This is a genomic window from Pseudomonas sp. NPDC089422 (genome assembly GCF_044749405.1).
Classification (GTDB): domain Bacteria; phylum Pseudomonadota; class Gammaproteobacteria; order Pseudomonadales; family Pseudomonadaceae; genus Aquipseudomonas.
The window spans coordinates 179,943-196,681 of record NZ_JBIVHW010000007.1; the positions used below are offsets into that span (position 1 = coordinate 179,943).

Here is a 16,739-nt window from a genome sequence, read left to right on the forward strand (position 1 = left end):
GTGGTCTACCGGCTGGTTTGAAATGGCGTGCCGAGGGTCACCTGAATGCCTAATCCGCTACAAAAATAAACAGAGGATTTGCTCGATGAAGATCCACGACGTAGCAGCAGTCGTAACCGGTGGTGCTTCTGGTCTGGGGGGCGCAGTGGCCAGCCGTTTGGCAGCGGCTGGAGCCAAGGTCGCCGTCATTGATTTGAACCAGGAGCTTGGCGAAGCCCTGGCAAAGAAAATCGGCGGGCTATTTCTCAAGGCTGACGTCACTGACGAGCAGGCCATCGAGCATGCACTCGAGACGGCAGAAGGCGTTCATGGCAAAGCGCGAATCCTGGTGAACTGCGCTGGCATTGGCCCACCTGCCAAGGCCATCAGCCGTGACGGTAAGGCTTTACCACTGGCAGACTTTGCCAGGATCATCAACATCAATCTCAACGGCAGCTTCAACGTGCTTTCCAAGTTCGCGGCTCGCTTGCATGCCGCGGAGCAGAGCGGTGAAGAGCGGGGCGTCATCATCAACACCGCAAGCGTGGCCGCATTTGATGGCCAAATTGGCCAGCCGGCGTATGCAGCATCCAAGGCCGGAATCGTGGGAATGACTTTGCCTCTCGCCAGAGAATTTGCGCGGTACGGCATTCGGGTCATGACCATTGCACCAGGCATCTTCCTCACGCCATTGCTGGCATCCCTTCCGGAAGAGGCTCAGCAATCCCTCGGTCAACAAGTGCCATTCCCTAGCCGGCTCGGTCAACCTGATGAGTTCGCTCAGCTCGTCCAATCCATCGTTGAAAACCCAATGCTCAATGGCGAGGTGATTCGGCTGGATGGCGCAATCCGGATGGCAGCGCGATGACAAATGATGATCTCGATTTAGCCAAGTCCATTGCTCAGAAGGTTGAGCGATTCGTTCGCGATATCGTGGCCCCATACGAAAAAGACAGTCGCCGCGATTCTCATGGCTGCCCAACAGATACCCTGGTCAAAGAACTGCGGGAAAAAGCACGCCAAGCTGGGGTGCTCACGCCTCACATCCTCGCAGATGGTAGCCATCTGAGTCAGCGCGGTACGGCCATTGTGCTCACGCAAACTGGGCTCTCACCGCTCGGTCCGCTTGCATGTAATACGTGTGCCCCGGATGAGGGAAACATGTATCTGCTGGGCAAGGTCGGAAGCGACTACATCAAGGATCGTTTTCTGGCGCCGCTGGTGTCAGGCGAAGCTCGATCTGCCTTCTTTATGACTGAGCCAGCTGAGGAGGGTGGTGCGGGGTCTGATCCATCCATGATGCAGACTTCCTGCCACCGAGACGGTGATAGTTGGGTGATCAATGGCCGTAAGGCCTTCATCACGGGTGCTGAGGGTGCGCAGATTGGCATCGTGATGGCCAAGGCGCAGGAGGGGGCGTGTATGTTCCTCGTGGACTTGCCTGACCCCTCCATCAAAATCGAGCGTATCCCTCGTACTATCGATAGCTCGATGCCAGGTGGTCACGCTGTTGTCACCTTGGACAATTTGCGAGTACCCAACAACCAAATGCTGGGTAATGCTGGTGAGGGCTTCAGTTACGCGCAGGTGCGTCTTGCTCCGGCACGCTTGTCCCACTGCATGCGGTGGTTTGGTGCATGCATCAGGGCTAACGAAATCGCCACCGATTATGCAAATCGGAGGATGGCATTCGGCAAGTTGCTGATTGATCACGAAGGCGTTGGCTTCAGCCTGGCCGAAAACCTGATCGACCTGCAGCAGGTTGAACTGATGATCGACTGGTGCGCGGGTGTCCTGGACACCGGCGCGCCGGGTGGCACTGAAAGCTCGATGGCCAAGGTCTCGGTCAGTGAAACGCTTATGAAGGTGGCCGACCGGTGTGTTCAGGTCATGGGTGGCAGTGGCCTGACGGAAGACTCCATCGTTGAGCAGGTGTTCCGGGAGATCAGGGCGTTCCGTGTTTACGACGGCCCGACCGAGGTTCACAAATGGTCAATTGCCAAAACGATCAAGCGCAACTGGACGAGGGCTAAAGCATGAATGCGCTCGAACAGAAAGCTAATGCGGGTACATCTGAAGTCCGTGCAGATATGGAGGTCGACGAACGCGCCATGCGTCAATGGATGGAGGCGAACGTCCAGGGTTTTAAAGGGCCCATGACCGTCCTGCAGTTCAGGGGCGGACAGTCCATTCCCACCTACCAGATCACCACGCCTGGCGCGAGCTACGTCCTGCGCAGAAAGCCCTCTGGGCAAATTCTGAAAGGGGCGCACTCGGTTGAGCGGGAAGCACACGTTCAGCAGGCGCTTGGGAAGGTTGGGTTCAGCGTGCCTCATATTCACGGTCTCTGCCTTGATGAGGCTGTGCTGGGCACTCCTTTTTACGTAATGGAGCGGGTAGAGGGACGGATTTTCTGGGATGCGAGATTTCCCGACGTGGCTGAGCACGACAGGCCTGCGTACTTCGATGCCATGAACAGCACAATTGCCTCTCTTCATCGAATCGATCCGAAGTCGGTCGGCCTGGAAAGTTACGGTCGTTCAGGGAACTACTTTGCCCGTCAGATCAGCCGGTGGAGTCGACAATACCTCGAGGATGAGGCAGCAGGTCGCGACCCCAACATGGATGTGTTGGTGCGTTGGTTACCTGACCATATTCCCGCTGGCGACGAAACGACCATCGTTCACGGCGACTTTCGTTGTGACAACATGATTTTCCATCCAGTCGAGCCGAAGGTAGTGGCCGTGCTGGATTGGGAGCTTTCAACGCTGGGCCACCCCCTCGCCGATTTCGCCAATCACGCAATGATGTATCAGATGCCTCCTGACATCGTTGCCGGTTTGGCGGGCGTCGACCTGGATCGCCTGAACATTCCCTCTCAAGAGCGATACGTTGCCGACTACTGCGAGCGGACTGGGCGGGCATCTATTCCCTCGTGGGAGTTTTATATTGCGTTCAACTTCTTCCGGATGGCCGCGATCTTTCATGGAATCAAAGGTCGAGTGATTCGAGGCACTGCAGCCTCCATTCATGCTCAGGAACGGGCTCGCAGTTTTCCCGTACTCGCTGAGCTTGCACGCAGGGCGATGGAGGATTGCCGATGAGTGAGTCCGTGTTGTTGAGCGTTCGGGACGGCATCGCGACGGTCGTATTGAATCGTCCTGAGCAAGGCAATGCCATTGATTTGCCGATGGCCAAAGCTCTCCTCAAAGCTGCTATCGCCTGTGATCAGGATGAGGCCATTCGTGTCGTGGTCATGACGGGCAGCGGCAAGCTTTTTTGTGCCGGGGGCGACCTGGCGTCTTTCGTGACAGCTGGAGACGAGATTTCGGGGTTTCTGAGTGAGTTGGCCGGCACGCTCCATTTGGCTATCTCTCGGTTCATGAGAATGAACAAACCCATCGTTGCCTTGGTAAATGGGGCCGCCGCCGGGGCAGGCATGAGTCTGTCGCTGATGGGTGACATTGTCATAGCCCAGCAGTCGAGCTCTTTCACTCCAGCCTACGGCGCGATAGGCCTCAGCCCTGATGGCGGCCTTACGTGGATTCTTCCTCGCCTTCTGGGCATGCGGCGAGCTCAGGAAATCATCTTGCTCAACAAGCGGATGAGCGCAGGTCAGGCCGTAGAGCTCGGTCTGATTACCAGGGTGGTAGAGGATGGCCAACTTGAAGTGGAAGGGCATTCAGTTGCTCGGACACTCGCCGAGATGAACGTGCCCGCCTTAGGGCATGTGAAGCAGCTCCTCCTCCATAGTTACGGCTCCCAGCTTGAGAGCCAACTGGAAAGCGAGGCACGAAGCATTTCGGCGATTTCCGTGCAGCCATATGTTCGGGACAAAGTCGCTGCCTTCGTAGGGCAGCGCAACACAAAGAACAATAAGGAGCAGCGTCATGGGTGATGCATATATCGTTGCAGCAGTCCGTACAGCAGGTGGCCGTCGCAAAGGAAAGCTGTCGGGTTGGCATCCCGCTGACCTGGGTGGTGAGGTTCTGAATGCTCTCGTGGATCGCTGCGGGATTGACCCAGCTGTGATTGACGACGTGATCGTTGGGTGTGTTACCCAGGCGGGTGAGCAGGCTTTCGCTTTTGCCAGGAACGTAGTGCTGGCCTCGAAGCTTCCTCAGACCGTGCCGGCAGTCACGATTGATCGTCAATGCGGTAGCTCCCAACAGGCAGTGCAGTTTGCGGCCCAAGCGGTTATGTCCGGAGTTCAGGATGTGGTGATTGCTGCCGGCGTGGAGAGCATGAGTCGCGTACCGATGTTCTCGAACATGTCTTTCCACGAGAAAGAAGGCATTGGCATCGGCCCCTTCAGCCAGCGCATCAAAGACCGATTCAAGGTTGAGACCTTCAGTCAGTTTGCAGGCGCTGAAATGCTTGCAGCCAAGTATGGCTACGACCGCCTGACGCTGGATCGTTTTGCTCTAAAGAGCCATGACCGCGCTGCCCAAGCTACGAATTCCGGCGCCTTCTCCGATGAAATTCTTGGTCTGGCCACTCCTGGAGGTCTTCATGTTGTGGATGAAGGTATTCGATTCGATGCCTCGCTAGAGGCGATAGCCTCGGTGAACCCATTGCAGGAAGGTGGCATTGTCACTGCGGCGAATGCCAGCCAGGTGTGTGATGGGGCTTCAGGGGTTTTGGTAGTCAGTGAGCGGGCTCTCAAACAGTACGGACTTACGCCACTTGCCCGTATCGTTGATATGACGGTGACCGCAGGTGACCCCGTGATCATGCTTGAGGAGCCGATTTTCACAACGCGCAAGGCTTTGAAAAAAGCAGGGATGAACATTGCCGATATTGACCTTTACGAAGTCAATGAAGCATTCGCCCCTGTTCCGCTTGCGTGGCTGGATGCCATCGAGGCTGATCCTGAACGACTCAACGTCAATGGCGGAGCGATTGCCTTGGGGCATCCTTTGGGCGCATCGGGCACCAAGCTGATGACGACCCTCATCTATGCACTGAAAGCCCGCGGCCTGCGCTACGGCTTACAGACAATGTGCGAAGGTGGTGGTGTAAGTAATGTGACGATTCTGGAGGTGCTGTGATGGCTTTCAGTAACCGAGTCACTAAATTGCTGGGCATCCGACATCCGATTGTTCAAGGCGGGATGATGTGGGTTGGCCGAGCTGAGCTGGCCAGTGCAGTCTCAAATGCCGGAGGGCTCGGGACAATTACGGCACTCACTCAGCCGACTCCAGACGATCTTCGCCGTGAGATCGACCGTTGCCGTTCGATGACTGACAAGCCATTTGCCGTCAACTTGACGATTTTGCCGTCAGTCAATCCTCCGCCTTACGCAGAGTACCGGGCGGCAATCATCGATTCGGGTGTACAGATCGTTGAGACGGCAGGGAACAAGCCCCAGGAGCATGTTGAGGCGTTCAAGGCCCATGGCCTCACCGTCATCCATAAGTGCACCGCTGTGCGACACGCTGTCTCTGCACAGCGGATGGGCGTGGATATCATTTCCATCGACGGTTTCGAATGTGCAGGTCATCCAGGTGAAGACGACATTCCTGGACTTGTGCTGATTCCCGCCACGGCTGATCAAGTCAATATTCCCATCATCGCCAGCGGCGGCATCGGTGATGGTCGGGGGCTGGCTGCGGCCATGGCGTTAGGCGCGGAAGGGGTGAACATGGGCACACGATTTTGTGCCACCAAGGAAGCGCCCATCCACGATACGATCAAGGCATTCCTGGTAGATAACGATGAGCGTGCCACCAACCTCATTTTCCGTAGTTTCCATAATACTGGCCGCGTTGCCAGAAACAGTGTGTCGAACACTGTGGTGACCCTTTCAAACGAGCCAGGCGCCACCTTCGAAGATATTCGCAGTTATGTCTCGGGCGCGCGCGGCCGGGAGGCGCTGGAAACGGGAAACCTGGATGCTGGCCTGATCTGGGCTGGGCAGATTCAGGGTCTTATCCGCGACATCCCAAGTTGTCAGGAATTGTTGGAGCGCATGGTCCACGACGCCCAGGCAATCATCCACGAGCGGCTGGCTGGCATGCTCAACCCCTTTCAGGAGCACGTGTAATGGACTATCGGTTCATTGAAGTAAAACACGAGGGACGTTTGACGATTATCACGCTCCAGCGTCCTGAAGCGCACAATGCCTTGAATTATGCAGCTCACGAAGAACTGCAACAGGCATTCGACGATTTTGCAGGTGACGCGGAGCAGTGGGTGGCAATCGTCACCGGTAGCGGCAGCAAAGCATTCTGTGCCGGGCATGATTTGAAGCAACAGGCCTCGGATGCAAATCTTGGAACGCCGCCCTGCGGATTCGGTGGCCTGACTTCCCGTTTTGACCTGCACAAACCCGTCATTGCCGCCGTTAATGGTGTAGCTATGGGGGGAGGGTTCGAACTGGCACTGGCATGCGACATCATTATCGCCTCGCACAACGCTGCCTTTGCGCTGCCCGAAGCCAAGGTTGGTCTGGCGGCGCTGGCCGGAGGAATGCAGCGGCTGCCCGGCTTGATCGGTTTGAAGCGCAGCATGGGCATGCTGCTGACGGGGCGCCGGGTTTCGGCGGTGGAAGGGGCCGCACTGGGGTTCGTGAACGAGGTGGTTGATGGCGACGTCATGATAGCCGCTCGTCGATGGGCAGCCGATATCCTGGCGTGCAGCCCGCTGTCGGTCCGTGCCACCAAAGCGGCCGTCATGCGTGGGCTGGAAGTCCCACTGTCGCAGGCGCTACATGAACAATGGGACTACCCAGAAGTGCAGGCGATGCTCAGGTCTGAGGACGCAATCGAAGGTCCCAAAGCGTTCGCCGAAAAACGCTCGCCCCAATGGGTTGGGCACTGATTACCCCGTGATGTGCTAGCCAACAAAGACAAAAAGAGGACAAGCCATGCACCCGTTTATTCACGCCAGTGAGCATCCTGAAAAAGCTGCCTGCATCCTGGCGTCGACCAATGAAGTCATGACATATGGTGAGCTTGAGGGCCTTGCCAATCAGGGCGCTCACTTGCTCAGAAGCCTTGGTTTGAAGCGCGGCGACACCGTTGCTGTGGTGCTGGGAAATGACTTCGAGATTTTCATTGCGGCTTGGGCGACTCAACGTACAGGCTTATACCTGACAGCGATTTCCACCAAGACATCGGTTGATGACCTTGCCTACGTCCTGGGCAATTCGCAAGCCAAGGTGCTTATTGCTGGCAAGCCCTATTCGCACGTCGCCGCGCAAGCGGCGGAGAAAATCGGCTCGGATGCGCCGCATATCTTTGGTTACGCCCCTGGCCAGGTGAGCTTTGTACAAGCGTGTGAAGGGTTCCCTGCCAACCTGGTGGCCGAACCGAATGCGGGTTCGGACATGCTGTATTCGTCGGGTATGACGGGGCGCCCCAAAGGCGTCAAGCCGCAGCTTCCCGAAGGGCCTATCGAGGCGGTGACGCCGTTGATGCAACTGGGCGAGAGCCTCTACGGCATGGGGCCTGCGAGCACTTACTTGTCTACATCGCCCCTGTATCACGCGGCACCACTCAGATGGGCAATGGTCATCCACCGCTTCGGCGGAACGGTGGTAGTGATGGATCGCTTCGACGCAGAGCAGTCGTTGGCATTGATTGAAAGGTTCAGGATCACCCACGCCACGTTCGTGCCGACTCATTTCGTCCGTATGCTCAAGCTTGATGAGCAGGCTCGGCACAAGTACGACCACCGCTCGTTGCAAGCAGTGATTCACGCGGCAGCCCCGTGCCCGGTCCCGGTCAAGCACGCCATGATCGATTGGTGGGGGCCAGTCATCTACGAATACTATTCGGGCACCGAGACGTGCGGCATCACTGCCTTGGACTCGGCCGAATGGCTGGCCAAACCTGGTTCAGTTGGGCGGGCGGTATTGGGAGTAGTGAAAATCGTAGGGGACGATGGGGAGGAAGTGCCCGCGGGTCAGCAAGGGGATGTGTATTTCGCCCACGGTCCGAAGTTCGAGTATCACAATGACCCGGAGAAGACACGCCAGGCCTACAACAGCAAGGGGTGGGCCACTCTCAATGACATCGGATGGCTGGATGAGGATGGCTACCTCTACCTGACCGATCGCAAGAGCTTCATGATCATCTCCGGTGGTGTGAACATCTACCCTCAGGAGATCGAAAATCACCTGGTCACGCACCCGCAGGTCGATGATGTGGCGGTCTTTGGGGCGCCCGATGATGAAATGGGCGAGCGTGTGGTCGCCGTGGTGCAGCCCAAATCAGGGACGGTGGCCGACGAGCAGTTCCGGGACGAGCTTCGCTTGTTCGTGCGCGAAGCGCTGGGCGGTATCAAATGTCCCCAGCAGTTCGATTTTCGCAGCGAGTTGCCTAGAGAACCTACTGGCAAGCTGATGAAACGATTGCTCAAGGCGGAGTACGAGGCTGCGCATGCTGCCTGCAAGCGGCTAGTGGTGTCGTAAGCTGATTTTCTGGTGACAGCGGCAAGGCAGTGCCGACTGGACCTGCCTTGCTGAGTGTCAGGGAGACTAGCTTTCTTGGCCAGCGCGCATTTGCCCCCACCAAAGGTTCATGTTTATGCCCAGGCTCAAAAACGGCTCGGGCGGATTGCGGTTGGGTCCTTCGGAACCCAGCAGGAAGTCGATCAGTTCGTTCCGGTCACCCGCCAGCCAATCGGCAAGCAAAGTCCCCGTTGCGGTACCCCGGGTGATCCCCAGGCCGTTGCAGCACAGTGCGGCATGAATGTTCGGTGCCAGGCTACCGAAGTGGGACAGGTGGTTGCGCGACAAGCACATGGAGCCTCCCCAGGTGTACTCGAAAGGCATTCCGGATAGCATTGGGAATCGGCGTTCGAACGAGGCGCGGTGCTGGCGCTGTGCCCGGTCCAGGTAGCGCTGATGGGCGCGGCCATCGGCGTTGAAGCTGAAGCTGTTACGCACCAGAAGACGCTGATCAGGCGTGCGGCGCAAGGTACTCCCGAATGGGTCGGCCGGAATGATCCCCCAGGTTTCTTTGCCCCCAAGGCGAGCCTGCTCTTGCTCGGTCAACGGGCGGGTCATGCTGGCGTAGGTGAAGATCGGCAGCAGTCGGCCGGTGAGGAAGCCGAAATGACTGGCAAACGCGTTGTTGGTCAGTAACAGCTGCTCGGCAACAATCTCGCCACCTGCGTGCTTGAGGACGGTGCGCTGTCCTTGCTCAAGGTGGGTGACGACCGTGTTTTCAAACAGCGTGACGTTCTTCGGCAGGCTTTCGGCCAGCCCCTTGGCCAAGGCGGCGGGTTGCAGCAGCAGAGTCCCGGGGGTATAGAGCGCCTTGCGGTAGAAAGCGGTGCCCAGATGATCTTGAACATCATGTCCTTCGAACATCTCGTAGGGTTGCCCAAGCTTGTCCAGGCCGCTTCGGTAGGCTTCCAGTACAGCCAATCCCTTGGGTTCCACCGCTGCCTGGTATTTGCCATCCGGGCGCAGCTGGCAGTCGATGCCGTGCTCGGCGACCAACTGTTTGATAATGGCTTGAGCGTGCAGGTTGAGCTTCAGGTTCATCCGCGCGGTGGGTAGATGGCCGATGTAGTCGGCAGCACCGATATCGTGGGGAAGGTCAATGGCGAAGCCCGAATTGCGCCCAGAGGCGCCGAACCCGACTTGTTGGCCTTCCACCAGGACAACGTGATCGTCAGGGTAACGCAGTGCCAATTGCCTGGCAGCGGCAAGACCGGTGAATCCCGCGCCCAACACCACCCAGCGCGCCTCGGTGCGGCCATGATGAGAGGGACGTACGCTGCGGGCCGGGCTCAGGTGAAACCAGCCGCAACCATTGTCGTCTGCGGGAGTAGAAGTGTTTCTGTACATGCGCGTCTTCTTGGGGTTGTTTTGGCGCGACTATGTCATTCGTGGCAAGCCATAAATATAACGTGCAGGACGGAAAATCTAACGCCTCTCCGGCACGGCTGAAGTGCGACGAAAAGTAATTGTCAATGCGAATTAGTTGCATATAGCATGCGCGCGCTTGCCCATTCCTCTACTACTTTCGTTTAATTTCGGGATTTCTCATCGATGCGTCGCACGATCGTTTCGCTGTGCCTGCTTCACGCTACGTCAATACCTGCGATGGCGGCGCAGGCTCCTGCTGCCGCGCCTTCCGGCATCGAGCTCGATGCGGTGAACATCAATGCCGATACCCCTGATGACGAGCGCGCCGATGGTCCGGTTCAGGGCTATAAGGCCAGTCGCTCGGCCACCGCCACGCGCACTGACACCGCCCTGCATGAAACCCCGCAGTCGGTCAGCGTGGTACCCAAGGATGTGCTTACCGATACCGGCGCCACCCGCCTGCAGGACGGCCTGGACTATGCCGGTGGCGTCGGCCGCGCCAACAACTTCGGCGGCCAGGGCCTGACCACCTTCACCGTGCGCGGCTTCACCACCGGCGAGTTCTACCGCAACGGCTTCCCGATCAACCGCGGCTACCCCAATGCCCCCGATGCCAACACCGTCGAGCGCCTGGAAGTGATCCGCGGCCCGGCCACCAGCCTGTATGGCCGTGGCGACCCGGGTGGCACCTTCAACGTGGTCAGCAAGCAGCCGCTGGCCGAGCCCAAGGTGACCCTCGGCAGCCAGTTCGACGACCAGGGCATGCACCGCGCGACGCTGGACGCCACCGGGCCGCTGAACGCCGATGGCTCGCTGGCTTATCGCCTGAATGTGCTGGGCGAAGGTGGTGAGAGCTTTCGCGACGATGTCGAAAGCGAGCGCTATGACGTTGCGCCGGTGATCAGCTGGCAGGTCAACGATGCCACCAAGGTCATCTTCGAAGGTGACTTCATGCGCAACAACCACCCGCTGGATCGCGGCCTGACCCGCCTGCCCGGCCAGATCGGTACGGCCTCGCGCGACACCAACATCTGGGAAAAGGGCAGCGATAACCTGCTGCACAACGATAACAACATGGCCCAGCTGCGCTTCGAGCACCTGCTCAACGACAACTGGACCCTGGGCGGCGGCATGCAATGGCTGGACGGCTCGCTCAAGGGGAACGCCGTGGAAGCCAACGGCCTGCAGGCCGACGGTCGCACCCTGGGCCGCAACTTCAACTACCGCAAGCTGGAGTGGACCGACCGCGACTACCAGCTCAACCTCACCGGCCACTTCGACACCGGCGGTTTCGCCCACACCTTGCTGACCGGCATCGAGTACGAAGACTACGACTACAACTCGATCATCCAGCGTTCGGCCGCAGGTGCCGGCGCCTACCCGATCGACATCTTCGACCCGGTGCTAGGCCAGCCGCGTCCTGCCCTGACCCGCACTACCACCCACGACAAAGAAAACCTCAAGACCTGGGCGGCATTCATCCAGGACCAGGTGGCCCTGACCGAGCGCCTGAAAGCCCTCGCCGGGGTGCGTTTCGAGCGCTACGAGCATGACTACGACAACAAGCTGAACAATGCCGGTGACTTCAACAAAGGCGAAAACGGCGTCACCCCACGCTTCGGCCTGATCTACGACCTGACCGACACCGTTGCCGTCTACGCCAACACTGCGCGCTCGTTCAAGCCCAACAGCGGCGCGAGCCTGCAAGGCACTGGCTTCGACCCGGAAAAGGGCAAGTCGTACGAGCTGGGGGTGAAATGGGAAGCGCTGGACCGTCAGCTGAGCGTGGACGCGGCGATCTACCACATCGTCAAGGAAAACGTGCTGACCCGCGACCCGAACGACCCGAGCGGTACCTACAGCGTCGCGGCCGGGGAAGTGCGCAGCCGCGGCCTGGATATCAACGTCGCCGGCAACCTGACCCCGGAATGGCGGATGATCGGCGGCTACGCCTACGTCGACGCCGAGGTGACCAAGGACAACAGCATCCCCACCGGCACCCGCCTGGCGAACATCCCGCGCAACAGCTTCAGCCTGCTCAACACCTATGAGTTCCAAGATGGGCTGGCCAAGGGCCTGGGACTGGGGGTTGGCGTGAAGTATGTGGATGACCGCGCCGGGCAGACGGCGGCCAGTACCTACACCATGGAGCGCTACAGCGTGGTCGACCTGCTGAGCTTCTACAAGCTCAACGAGCACGTGCGGTTGAATCTGGACGTGAAGAACGTGTTCAACAAGGGGTATGACGAAGGGGCGTTCAACACCTACGTGTACCCAGGGGCGCCTCGCACGGTGCAGGCCGGTGTTTCTTATACTTTCTGAGTAAATGAGTAACTCGTGGCATGGATGCCTTTTGACGCATGACTTGCCTGCAAACCTCAGCGAATGGGCAATGGTTACATTTGCTGGAATCCCGAGTTTGGCTCAAACGATTAGCACACGACTCGTTTCAATAACTCTGCCGTCGAATTCACGCCGTATTTTTTCAGCAGGCTGCAGCGGTGTATGTCTACGGTTCGATGGCTAATACCTAATCGTTTGGCCGCTTCCTTGCTGGTCAGTCCATCCACCAGCAAGGCAGCAACCTCTCGCTCACGGGCGGTTAAACTGATACTGGATTTCTGGGTGTCAGGCTCGTCGAGTGGCAGATCGGTAAACACCCAGGCGGCCAGTTCGTAAGGGCTGTGCTGATTGAATCCGTAGCCCCTGATGGTTACCCAGAAATGGGTTCCATCGACCCGTCGCATAAGGCGGTCAGCATGGAAGTTTTCATGGCGTGACAGCAGCGGCCCGAACTGTTGTGCAGCATCTACAAAGTCTTTCTGTTCCGGGTAGAGAAGAGAAAAACAACTGCCGATGAGCTGATGATCACTCGCCCTGAACATTTCAAGGGCGCGTGCGTTGCATTGGATGATGGTCCGGTTTTTGGCAATTATGACGGCCACTGGCAGATGGTGAAGCAGGTAGTCAGCGCAAAGAGAATGCTCGTCTGCCATGGATCAGCGCCCTCGTGTCATGGGTGGCTTGTCGGTAGCGAAGACAATCACCTAGGTGATCGGGATATCTCGACCCTTACTTCCCGTCTCCCTATGATGACAGCTGCGTGATTCTCCCCTCAACCAGCGCTCGTAAAGGATTGCCTACGGCCTCCCTGCACGCGGTCCCTAAACACTTATCAGATGTCTTGAGCCGCCCAATACGGTAGCTCCGCTGATTCCACGGTTTTGAATTCCGGAGAGAATATTTTGACACCAAAAGTGCTGGAGAAATCGAATATGGCCGGCAAAGCCAAGACTACCCATATTGGGATTGGTCTGTGTCTATTATCGATGTTTATCTTCGCAGCGCAGGACGGAATAACCAAAACATTGGTCAAGGACCTTCCCATCGCCCAGCTCGTGATGGTCCGATACTGGTTTTTCCTGGCTTTCTCGGTCGCCTTCTTAGCGATGCAAGGCGGGGTTACGCGGGCGGCGAAAAGTGCCCATCCGCTACTACAAATAGCCCGAGCGCTATTAGGTGTATTCGAAATCGCGGTGTTCGGTCTGGCACTGCATTACTTGGGATTGGCAGAAACTCACGCAATCTATGCGGTTTTCCCACTGTTGACCATGGTGCTGGCGGGTCTAACGCTGCATGAACAGGTGAGCTTGCGTCAGGCGTTAGCAGCATTGGTAGGCTTCACGGGTACGCTGATCATTCTTCAGCCTGGCATTGGCGTTTTCAGTTTGGAATCGCTGATCCCATTGCTTGCAGCTTTCATGTTTGCTGTATTCAATGTCCTAACCCGTAAGATCAGTCAGGCCGATTCCTTTGGCACAAACATGCTTTACATGGGATTTTGGGGCGCTGTCGCGTCGACGGTGACGGGCCTGCCGCAGTGGGTCTCACCATCAACTCATGAATGGGGTCTAATGCTCATTCTCAGTTTTACCGGCGTGGCGGCGCAGTTGCTGCTACTGCAAGCTCTCAAATATACAGCTGCGGTCGTCCTGCAACCATTCAACTACGCCCTTTTAGTTTTTGCGTCTCTAATCGGGGTGGTCTGGTTCAATGAAACGTTAGATAGTTTTCTGATCGTTGGCGCCCTATTGGTCGTTATTGGGGGAATTGGCTCGGTTAAACATATGAGCGGAAAATCGTGAGAGTTCGACATCCATCGCCCTCTCGAGCTCTGGGCTCGTTGTAGGGAATCAGTCCACGGCTACCGATGACCGGACCGTCCGGCATGGCAGGCCGCGACTTAGTCATGACTTAACCCTCTCATGCCGCCGGCTGATCTGCCTAGGGCTCTGCAGAAATTCTCCCTTAATCCGTTCATGCCCCAGGTTACATGCATGAAGTTCATGTGAGCATGAGCCGATTGCAGCATGCGCACGGTGAAATTTTTTTATGATGGTTGTGCATGGCCGCTGTCGGTTTCTCTCATCCCGCATTGCTGCGGCACCGATTACCTCAACCTGTCTAGCCTGTTTATGGAGCATCTGTGTTTTCGAGCGATAGTCGTGGTCTTGAGCTTTCAACAACGTCCGTCGCCGCTGTTGTTGCCTACCGGTCTGGAGTGGATCTGTTACTTTCTCTCTGGCCGGGAGCTGCGGATGCCCTCCGTCAGGCCACAGAGTTCGACCCTGACTTTGCATTGGCCCATGCCGCCCTGGCCCGCCAATATGCAATCGCGGCGCAGATGTCCGAAGCTAAAACTACAATCGCCCATGCAAAGTTACTGGTTGAACGCCACGGCACCGCGCGCGAACGAAGTCATGTCAATGCGCTTTTTTTGGCGATCAATAGCGCGGGCCCCAAGGCCCTTGCCGCAGTCGTTGAGCACATTTCATCCTGGCCTCGGGACATCTTGATATTTGGCTTGCCGCTCGGAGCATTTGGGCTGTTTGCTTTTTCTGGGATGGCTGATCATGACCAGGCGCGGGTCGATTACTGTGAACGTCATGCCCGGCATTTCGCTGATTCAGACTGGTGGTTTCTAACCTACCGAGGCTGGTCCCACGCAGAAAATGGCAATGTGCATTACGGCAGGGCGTTGACAGAGCAGGCCTTGGAACACCGTCGTGAAAACGCCAACGCTGCGCATGCCTTCGCCCACGTGTTGCATGAGAGTGGAGCAAGTAGCGAGGCTCTGACGTTTATCTCTGCTTGGCTGCCAAGCTACGATCAAAGCGCCATTCTGCATGGTCATATCGCATGGCACGGTGCGCTTTCAGCGCTGGAGGAGGGTGATTCGGAGTTGGCTATTGGCTGGTATGACCGTCATGTAGCCCCCAACGTGTCCGCGGGCACCCCTGTGAACATTGTCAGTGATAGCGCTTCCTTTCTGTGGAGACTCCAGGCATACGGTCATGAAGTGCCCTCAGGGCGCTGGCAGGAAGCTGCCGACTACGCTTCAAATTACTTTCAGCAGCCAGGATTTCCATTCGCCGATCTCCATATGTCCATGATCGCTGCGGCGACAGAAAATAGTGCTGCGTTGGACCAGCGCATTCACAAGCTTGAGAGCTTGGTCCAGCATGAAAGTCTGCCAGCAGGCCCAGTGGCGCCGGCGTTGTGCCGTGCAATGCAGGCATTCGCTATTGGGGACTACAGCGTCTGCGCGGAACTGCTGGAAAGGTTCGCTGGTGAAGTGGTCCGTCTCGGTGGGAGTGGTGCTCAGCGAGAAATTGTAGAGGACACATTGTTTCTGAGCCTGGTGCACCAAGGGGAGACCGAGAAAGCGAGGCTACTGTTAGATAAGCGCCTGCATCGGCGGCATTCGACAAAGGATATTCAGTGGATGAAACGTCTCTCACTGCTGCAAACTTGAGCGTTGTGCAGTAAGCGGACTGCGCCGACCTACTTCATGCGATGGTGGGCTGCGGAACTCGCACGGCGGTGGACGTAGTAGAGTCCCTGCCCACTACTGCAACAGCAGGTCGCCCACTGGCAACCGGCACGTGGGGGCGGACTAGGCCAGGTCACCCTCGATGATGATCATTTCACGGGTAGCTGCGCGCAGAGCGTAGGTCTTGGCTTCAGTGTAAGCGGGATCATCGTAGCAGGCTTTGGCCAGTGCCAGGCTAGGAAACTCTACGGCGAGTACGCGGCTGCTCAAAGTCGTTTCTACCACTTGATCAGGCCCGAGAACCTTTACCTTGGCGTTATATTTTTCGCTGATAGGTCCCCAAAGACGGGCATATTCCTGTTGTGCATCGGCATCGACGACGGCTGAGCCGAAGATGATCCAGTAACCTTTCATACTTGCTTCTCCAAATAATTGATGATGCCGCTAATACGCTGGAATGGGCGTTATTGTCCATAACGGCCGATGATGGATTGCCCCGCCAAAGCCTTGCCCTGGAGCCTTGCCAGCAATTCTGCCCGGCTCAAGCCGGGTGGGAGGTCGCCGGGCGCAAGGGTTGTAGCGATCACGGTTAGTGTGTAGTGGTGCGGGTGATCGCTGGCAGGCGGGCACAGCCCACGGTAAGCCTGCTCCCCGCTGACGTTCTTGCCGACAGTGATGCCGGGCAGGCTGCGCTGGCCATCACCTTCACCGATGGACCCGCGCCGGGCGTCGATGTTGTAGGCGACCCAGTGAGAAACACCCAGCCCTTTCTGACCATCGGGGTCGTGCATCAAAATTGCGATGGAGGCTGTGTCGGCCGGCGCATTGTGCCAGGTCACCTGAGGCGTGAGGGCGTTGCCAGACCCGCACTCGACACTGGTGCCGGCCTGCCGCTTACTGATGATGTCACCGTCCTTGTAAGACGTTGAACTGATTTCGAAACGCTGGGCATGTGCCATGCTTGAACCCAGTGACAGCGCTAGCGGTACGATCCAGGTCAGGCTGTTGCCAATCCATTTGTGCATCAAAATTCTCCCGTATCCCAATCATTCGGGGTCAATGATTGAATATTGGGGTGGATATGTGCAAACGCTTTCGCATGCA

At 57.5% G+C, this 16,739-nt stretch carries 15 protein-coding genes; 11 read left to right on the top strand and 4 right to left on the bottom strand.

All coding sequences use genetic code 11. The annotated features are described in order from the left end of the window. Positions 1-85: 85 nt before the first annotated feature. From ACIPZ8_RS15255 to ACIPZ8_RS15290, 8 genes are read left to right on the top strand one after another with little or no spacing between them, the layout of a single operon-like run. Complete coding sequence (locus ACIPZ8_RS15255) at positions 86-847, top strand: SDR family NAD(P)-dependent oxidoreductase (RefSeq protein ID WP_400724537.1); 762 nt, start codon at positions 86-88, stop codon at positions 845-847. Further along, entirely contained in the window at positions 844-2,019 is a 1,176-nt protein-coding gene (locus ACIPZ8_RS15260; protein ID WP_400724539.1) for an acyl-CoA dehydrogenase family protein, read from the top strand. The genes ACIPZ8_RS15255 and ACIPZ8_RS15260 overlap by 4 nt, the downstream gene beginning before the upstream one ends. Further along, complete coding sequence (locus tag ACIPZ8_RS15265) at positions 2,016-3,083, top strand: phosphotransferase (RefSeq protein WP_400724542.1); 1,068 nt, start codon at positions 2,016-2,018, stop codon at positions 3,081-3,083. Before ACIPZ8_RS15260 ends, ACIPZ8_RS15265 begins: the two co-directional genes overlap by 4 nt. Continuing rightward, a complete protein-coding gene (locus tag ACIPZ8_RS15270; RefSeq protein ID WP_400724545.1) occupies positions 3,080-3,877 on the top strand; it encodes an enoyl-CoA hydratase/isomerase family protein in 798 nt (265 codons plus the stop codon). Before ACIPZ8_RS15265 ends, ACIPZ8_RS15270 begins: the two co-directional genes overlap by 4 nt. Then, the gene (locus tag ACIPZ8_RS15275) at positions 3,870-5,030 is read left to right on the top strand and encodes an acetyl-CoA C-acetyltransferase (RefSeq protein ID WP_400724548.1); all 1,161 of its coding nucleotides are present in this window, start codon (positions 3,870-3,872) and stop codon (positions 5,028-5,030) included. The genes ACIPZ8_RS15270 and ACIPZ8_RS15275 overlap by 8 nt, the downstream gene beginning before the upstream one ends. Beyond that, complete coding sequence (locus ACIPZ8_RS15280) at positions 5,027-6,025, top strand: NAD(P)H-dependent flavin oxidoreductase (protein WP_400724551.1); 999 nt, start codon at positions 5,027-5,029, stop codon at positions 6,023-6,025. Before ACIPZ8_RS15275 ends, ACIPZ8_RS15280 begins: the two co-directional genes overlap by 4 nt. Continuing rightward, positions 6,025-6,801, top strand: coding sequence for an enoyl-CoA hydratase-related protein (locus ACIPZ8_RS15285; protein WP_400724554.1), 777 nt, complete (start codon positions 6,025-6,027; stop codon positions 6,799-6,801). The genes ACIPZ8_RS15280 and ACIPZ8_RS15285 overlap by 1 nt, the downstream gene beginning before the upstream one ends. 46 nt (positions 6,802-6,847) lie before the next feature. Further along, positions 6,848-8,395: an acyl-CoA synthetase gene (locus tag ACIPZ8_RS15290; RefSeq protein ID WP_400724556.1), complete on the top strand. Its 1,548-nt coding sequence runs from the start codon at positions 6,848-6,850 to the stop codon at positions 8,393-8,395. 66 nt (positions 8,396-8,461) lie between these two features. Here the strand turns inward: ACIPZ8_RS15290 and ACIPZ8_RS15295 are convergent, their stop codons facing one another. Then, on the bottom strand, positions 8,462-9,781 hold the full coding sequence (locus ACIPZ8_RS15295; protein ID WP_400724559.1) for an NAD(P)/FAD-dependent oxidoreductase: 1,320 nt from the start codon (positions 9,779-9,781) through the stop codon (positions 8,462-8,464). Positions 9,782-9,985: 204 nt separating this feature from the next. Here ACIPZ8_RS15295 and ACIPZ8_RS15300 point away from each other — a divergent pair, with 204 nt between their 5' ends. Then, positions 9,986-12,124: a TonB-dependent siderophore receptor gene (locus ACIPZ8_RS15300; protein ID WP_400724561.1), complete on the top strand. Its 2,139-nt coding sequence runs from the start codon at positions 9,986-9,988 to the stop codon at positions 12,122-12,124. 110 nt (positions 12,125-12,234) lie between these two features. On the opposite strand, the gene ACIPZ8_RS15305 is transcribed toward ACIPZ8_RS15300, so the two are convergent. Next, a complete protein-coding gene (locus ACIPZ8_RS15305) occupies positions 12,235-12,798 on the bottom strand; it encodes a LuxR C-terminal-related transcriptional regulator (RefSeq protein ID WP_400724564.1) in 564 nt (187 codons plus the stop codon). A 279-nt stretch (positions 12,799-13,077) separates the two neighbouring features. Between ACIPZ8_RS15305 and ACIPZ8_RS15310 the strand changes: the two genes are divergently transcribed. Beyond that, positions 13,078-13,947 (top strand): DMT family transporter, encoded by an 870-nt coding sequence (locus ACIPZ8_RS15310; RefSeq protein WP_400724567.1) that lies wholly within the window; start codon positions 13,078-13,080, stop codon positions 13,945-13,947. Positions 13,948-14,288: 341 nt separating this feature from the next. Next, on the top strand, positions 14,289-15,617 hold the full coding sequence (locus ACIPZ8_RS15315) for a tetratricopeptide repeat protein (protein ID WP_400724570.1): 1,329 nt from the start codon (positions 14,289-14,291) through the stop codon (positions 15,615-15,617). 141 nt (positions 15,618-15,758) lie between these two features. Here ACIPZ8_RS15315 and ACIPZ8_RS15320 read toward each other — a convergent pair whose 3' ends face one another. Next, the gene (locus tag ACIPZ8_RS15320) at positions 15,759-16,049 is read right to left on the bottom strand and encodes a DUF1330 domain-containing protein (RefSeq protein WP_400724572.1); all 291 of its coding nucleotides are present in this window, start codon (positions 16,047-16,049) and stop codon (positions 15,759-15,761) included. 50 nt (positions 16,050-16,099) lie between these two features. Beyond that, entirely contained in the window at positions 16,100-16,660 is a 561-nt protein-coding gene (locus ACIPZ8_RS15325; RefSeq protein ID WP_400724575.1) for a YbhB/YbcL family Raf kinase inhibitor-like protein, read from the bottom strand. Positions 16,661-16,739 lie beyond the last annotated feature (79 nt).